A 3909-nucleotide genomic window follows, 5' to 3' on the forward strand; every position below is an offset into this window, starting at 1 on the left:
AATCCCTTTTGTCAACACAGCCTAGTCGTGCACCCGCTGGAGGGTCAGGCTGACGTCATCTATTGCGAACTGCGTGATGCCAGCTAAAACGCCGCGCGCATTTTGCACGTCGTTGGCGTATATGCATGCATGTGAGCCAAAGAAAAGGTGGTCGGGTCGCGGTTCCTCGCATCGTCCGCAACACCGGTGTCCGCCGAGTGACGGCAAACCTTTCGCTTTTTGCTGTCACAGCGTGGCTGGACTGGATGAGCGCGATCATACATCCGCGCGGGGTGGCCGCAGTACATCCCAGTACAAGGTGGACCATCGGCGGTTACGCTGCGGCCGAAGCTGGCGGTCTGCTGTAGGGGTCGGATGGACCCTCGGCAAACACTCTGTTTTTAAACAGTCCGGGCGAGCTACTGACCGATGCAAGGACGGACTTTACCTCAAGCGCTGACGCAACCAGTGGTTAAGCCAGGCGGGGGCGTTGGGCGATGCCGAATGCGCGCAAATCGCGCTCGAACAGCTCCAGTTCTTCTGCGCCTGACCTGCGACCAACCGCTACGTCGTGGAATTTTCCGGCTAATCGAGCGCGCAATATCACGAGGTGGACAGTGCAGGCGGTGATAGCAGCGCGCGCGGGAACACTATTGGTCGGCTGTTCCTGCCGGACATGCGCACACGGTTATCGATTCCGGCCAACCTACTGCGGAGTTGAGGCCTATTCTAAAAACACTGCGATCTGCGGGTCGCCGATAATGAACCGCGCAAACCCTGCACTCGATAAGGACTGTTGGCATCCAGACGCCGATAGCGCGGGGCCCAAAATGACCAGTTGGCAGACGTAGATCGGCTTCGGTAGCTTGCTCGCCAAGAAATTCCGCAAGATCGCAATCATGTGGTCGCAGAGGAAGACGTACTACTTGTGGTCGGCATCGAATGCCGACGCTGCGTTGATATCGGACTGAAGGCGTGCCACAATAACGAAGTGGCCCGCGCTACGCGCCAAGATCGGTAATAGCTGCCCGCCCGTCATCCAGCACCGCGGTAGCCAAACCGGTTTGCAGGCGCAGATGGATGCGCCTGCCTGCGGTGGAAAGAGAGCTGGAGGTCGAGGTAGCGGGTATCATAATTTGGGGAGAAACGATCGACCTGGTGCGTCAGGGCAGCGTCGACGGCGTACCCTTCACGCAACTTTGAGCAGCTAAAGATTCCGTGGGACGCGGCTGGCGGCGGCGATCGGGGCTGTATTGCAGGGAATGGTGACGCGGTAGACCGCGTTCGCTGTGCGAACCTCACATACTTGGCTTTGACGACATTCAGCTGTAAAAGCGCGGAAAAAAGGGGAACTATCAATGCAGCGAGTATTGGCAATTGCTACCTCAGGGGGGCATTGGGACCAGCTGATGCGCCTACGGCCCGCGTTTGATGACCAGCGGGTCACATATGTCACCACGCTGGACGGCATCGCCCAGCGGGCGGGCGTGACGGCGCGGCTGGTGCCCGACTGCAACCGGAACGAACGCACCAAGATGATCGCATGCGCGGTACATCTTGCGGTCATCATGCTGGTTGCCCGCCCCCAGTTCATCATTACCACGGGCGCGCTTCCAGGGCTGATCGCCTGTGCGTTTGGCCGGTTGATCGGCGCACGGTCTCTTTGGATCGACAGCATTGCCAATGGGGAGGAAATGTCGATGTCCGGTAACAAGGCGCGATCCGTCGCGACAGTTTGCCTAAGCCAGTGGCCCGAGGTGGCGGAATTGGAGGGCGTGGCACATTGGGGAGCGGTGCTGTGATCCTGGCCACGGTGGGAATGCAGCTACCCTTTCCCCGCTTCATCCGCGCGCTCGACGCGATCGCTGGCAGGTACGACCTGGAGATCGTGGCACAGGCGATGGAACCTGTCGCCGGGTTGCCGCATCTTGACCAGCGCGCCAGCCTGTCACCGGCGGAATTCGACGCACTAGCCTGTCGCGCAAGCGTAATCGCGGGCCATGCCGGAATCGGCACCATCCTGTCGGCGGCACGCGTGGAAAAGCCGATCATATTATATCCCCGCGTCGCGGCGTTGGGTGAACATCGCAACGAGCATCAACTGGCGACGGCGCGCGAGTTCGCCGTACGCACTGGAATTTATGTGGCCCACACGAACGAGGAATTGCAAGCTCTTTTGTTGCGCAAAGATCTCCAGTCGTTCACACCCGCAAACGCCGAGCATACCCATACGTTGATTAGTCGCGTGCGCGCGTTTGTGACCGGTCGCTGATGCCAAGCCTCAACCAACTCATCCGTCTCCAGCGGGCTGCGATCAAGCTGCGCATAGCGTTCGCCAACCGATTCTGGGGCATGCACATCCACCCAACCGTGCGCCTATCGACGAGCGCGAAGCTGGATCGCACATATCCGCGAGGCATCCATATTGGTGCCGAAACTTATGTCGCATTCGGTGCAGCTATCCTGTCGCATGATATGATACGTGCGTTGCGAACAGATACGGTGATCGGCAGACGGTGCTTCATCGGGGCCCGCTCGATTATCATGCCCGGCGTAACGGTTGGGGACAGCGCGATCGTAGCTGCCGGCGCGGTAGTCACGCAGGACGTTCCGCCAAACACGATCGTCGGCGGGAATCCAGCGCGCATTCTGCGCACCGACATCCGTACCGGCCCCTATGGCGTGTTACAACGCCTTAAGCTCCAAGAGCCACCAGCATGAGCGACGTATTCCTCGTAACGACGACCAATCTTGCCAGCGGTCGATCCGACGAGCTTGAGCGTTTCATTGCTTCGGTCGAACAATTCCGGGCCGATCAGCCGGATTGCCAGGTGCGATCGGCGATCCTGTTCCAGAACGCCGCCAGTCTTCCCGTACCGCCGATGCCTGATTGGGTCACCGTGCACAAAATCGATGGACTCGTATCGCTCAGCAAGGCGCGGAATATCTTGCTTGCTACGTTCGACCTGCCGAGCGACAATGCGACGACGGCTATTGTCGCTTTTCCAGATGACGACGCCTGGTATCCGCGCGGGTCGCTGCAGCGCCTGCGTAGTGCCATTGTTGATACGCCCGACGTTGATTTCGCCCTGTGTCGGTACGGGTCTGATGCCAGCTCCCCCACACCTGACCTGCGGGCGCAGCCCGCCATGCTTCAGACGTCGATATCTTACGGGAGTTCAAACACGATCGTCCTGCGCGCGTCGCTGGCCGCGAAGTTAAGCGGATTTGCGGACGACCTCGGCTTGGGCACGCTTGCCGGTTCGGGCGAAGATACCGATTATGCCATCCGAGCTTGGCACGCGGCACGCAAAACAGTGTTCTTCAACGCGCGCCTGATTGGCCATCGCGACAATTCCGCCGCAATGAAACGGCGCTACTTCAAAGGATCGCTCGATGCGATAGCCCGCAACGCCCATCTGTCGGGACAAGCGCGGATCGCTCATCTTCGCAAACGAATGATCGGCTTCATCCGCACCTTGCCGGGGATGTGACCGTTCGCATTTGCGAAAGGCATACAAGCGCTTGTGATAAGCGCAATCAATGTAGATTGACGATCATCTTGCAGTGCAATATACAGTAGTAATGTAGGCACGGATGCGCACGCCATGTGCTCTTAGCGCCGGATAGGGGCTTTATGCGTAAGTTGATAGGTTCGATGACTTATGTCGCATTGACCGCCTCTGTCATGCTCGCTGCAGGGGTCGCGCATGCGCAATCCGCGCCGCAGGCGCACGCTGCGGGTACGACTGCTCCGGGCACCAGTGGTAACGGGCAAACCGTAAATCCCAATCCGGCTGAAAAACCGCCGACCCCTGCCCGGCCGCGCGTTAAAAGGTCTAGCAATTTTTTCGGTCTTCCGATCTTGGGTCCGCTGCTCGGTGTGGCGGGCGCAGGGGCAGCTGTCGCGGCGACCGCTGGCGGAACTCC

Annotated in this window: 3 protein-coding genes and 1 pseudogene; all 4 read left to right on the forward strand. The window is 59.6% G+C overall.

The window, feature by feature from the left end; translation table 11 throughout:
* Positions 1–1337 precede the first annotated feature (1337 nt).
* Complete coding sequence (locus LI72_RS18525; protein ID WP_033927461.1) at positions 1338–1781, forward strand: glycosyl transferase; 444 nt, start codon at positions 1338–1340, stop codon at positions 1779–1781.
* Complete coding sequence (locus LI72_RS18530; protein WP_033927462.1) at positions 1778–2251, forward strand: glycosyltransferase; 474 nt, start codon at positions 1778–1780, stop codon at positions 2249–2251. Before LI72_RS18525 ends, LI72_RS18530 begins: the two co-directional genes overlap by 4 nt.
* Positions 2252–2475: 224 nt before the next feature.
* Positions 2476–2634: pseudogene (locus LI72_RS20690) on the forward strand (DapH/DapD/GlmU-related protein); the annotation flags it as partial.
* A gap of 62 nt (positions 2635–2696) precedes the next feature.
* Positions 2697–3473 carry a glycosyltransferase family 2 protein gene (locus LI72_RS18540; protein ID WP_033927464.1) on the forward strand — a complete coding sequence of 259 codons (777 nt, stop codon included), beginning with the start codon at positions 2697–2699 and terminating at the stop codon, positions 3471–3473.
* Positions 3474–3909 lie beyond the last annotated feature (436 nt).

Origin of the sequence: Sphingomonas sp. 35-24ZXX, from assembly GCF_000786215.1 — a bacterium.
In the GTDB taxonomy this organism is placed as follows: Bacteria; Pseudomonadota; Alphaproteobacteria; order Sphingomonadales; family Sphingomonadaceae; genus Blastomonas.

Bases quoted from the DNA above. Each gene is read 5' to 3' on its own strand.
- LI72_RS18525 (WP_033927461.1), top strand. From the start codon at position 1,338: ATGCAGCGAGTATTGGCAATTGCTACCTCAGGGGGGCATTGGGACCAG.
- LI72_RS18540 (WP_033927464.1), top strand. From the start codon at position 2,697: ATGAGCGACGTATTCCTCGTAACGACGACCAATCTTGCCAGCGGTCGA.